Consider the following 1,544-nt stretch of genomic DNA (forward strand, 5'->3'; position numbering starts at 1 on the left):
ACCCGCGCCCGAGCGCGAGGCCGAGGTGCCGGACACGCTCAAGGTCGCGGCGGGCCGGGGGCGTTCGGCGGTCGGGTTCTCCTGGGAGGGCGACCGGGTCCGCGCCCACGCGTGGCTGAACCGGAAGGTCGTCACCGGCGCGTTCGAGCGGCCCGACGTCCTGCTCGCCGTCGCCGCCGCGCTCGGGATCGACGAGCCCACCGCGCGTCGGGCCGCCGAGGAGACCACCGGCGTGGGCATCGGGCAGTGGATTGGGTTCCTGGAGCGCGCCGGGTTCCCCGCCGAGGGGCGGGCGCTGCGCTGGATCGCCGAGTCCGACGTCGACGTCCCCGCGCACCGGCGGCGCTGGTGGGAGCTGGCGGGGGAGCGGTCGACGACCCAGGTCGAGCCGGGCAGCAGGTCGTACTCGCCCTCGGGCCTGGTCCTCTCCCTGGTCCTGGGCGTCGCCGCGCTGATCGGCGGTGGTCTGCTCGCGTGGGCCGCGCTCGACAGCCCGATGCTCCTCCTCTCCGGCGCCGCCCTCCTGCTCGCGGCCGTCTGCGCCCTGGCGCAGCTCGCCGTCCTGGCGCCCCTCGCGGTGTCCCGCTCGCGCCGGACCGACCCGTTCCCGGTCAGCGACCCGCTCGACCTGCGCGTCCACCTCACCGCGCCGCCCACCCCGGAGCCCGCCGTCGCCCCCATCGCTCGCTACGAGGCCGAGCCCGACTACTTGCGCGGCGGGTCGTAGCGGTAGCCCATGCCGCGCGCCGCGCGGATCGGGGACTCGTCCGCCGACCAGTTCAGCTTGCGCCGCAACCGCATCACCGCGAACTTCACCCGCTCCGCGCCGATCCCGGTCGGGTCGTTCCACACCTTGTCCAGCAGCTGCCCCGGTGACAGCACCGCGCCCTTGTGCTGCACGAACACCGACAGCAGCCGGTACTCGGTGGCGTTGACGTCGACCTCCTCGCCGTTGACGTACACCCGCCGCGCCCGGTGGTCCATGCGCACCAGGCCGTCGTCGTACACCTCGGCCTTGCTCGCCGCCGTCGCGCCCTCGGCCCTGCGCAGGATCGCCTCGATCCTGGCCAGCAGCTCCTTCGCCGAGAACGGCTTGGTCAGGTAGTCGTCCGCGCCGCCGCGCAGGCCCCTGACCTTGTCCGCCTCCATGCCGTGCGCGGTCAGCAGCAGCACCGGAACGTCGCTCACGTCCCGGATGCGCTCCAGCACCATCCAGCCGTCCAGCACCGGGAGGCCGATGTCGAGCAGCACCAGCGACGGCTGCGACTCGTGCAGCTCCCGCAGCCCCTGCTTGCCGTCCGAGGCGACCCGCACCTCGTGCCCGGCCCGCTCCAGGTTCAGCCGCAGCGCCAGGGCGATGTCCGGCTCGTCCTCCACGACCAGCACGGTGCTCATGTCGCCTCCTCTGGCGTGGGCGCTCTCACCCGGTCGGTCCACAGTGGAGGGGCGCACCCGTCCGGACTGCCACGATACGAGCGAGCCCGCCACGTCCGTCCGGCGATCGAGCCGACCACGCCCTTTTTCACCGTTTCGAGTGGACACTG

At 73.9% G+C, this 1,544-nt stretch carries 2 protein-coding genes; one reads left to right on the top strand and one right to left on the bottom strand.

Annotated elements, in window-relative coordinates; all coding sequences use genetic code 11:
- On the top strand, positions 1-727 hold a 727-nt coding region (locus ACTUAL_RS31930), incomplete at its 5' end, for a hypothetical protein (RefSeq protein ID WP_440902834.1).
- Here the strand turns inward: ACTUAL_RS31930 and ACTUAL_RS31935 are convergent.
- Positions 706-1,395: a response regulator transcription factor gene (locus ACTUAL_RS31935; RefSeq protein WP_015801293.1), complete on the bottom strand. Its 690-nt coding sequence runs from the start codon at positions 1,393-1,395 to the stop codon at positions 706-708. The genes ACTUAL_RS31930 and ACTUAL_RS31935 overlap by 22 nt on opposite strands.
- Positions 1,396-1,544 lie beyond the last annotated feature (149 nt).

The organism is Actinosynnema sp. (genome assembly GCF_052038725.1).

What these genes read in the sequence shown, in the direction of transcription:
- ACTUAL_RS31935 (WP_015801293.1), bottom strand. Translation starts at nt 1,395, where the DNA reads ATGAGCACCGTGCTGGTCGTGGAGGACGAGCCGGACATCGCCCTGGCG.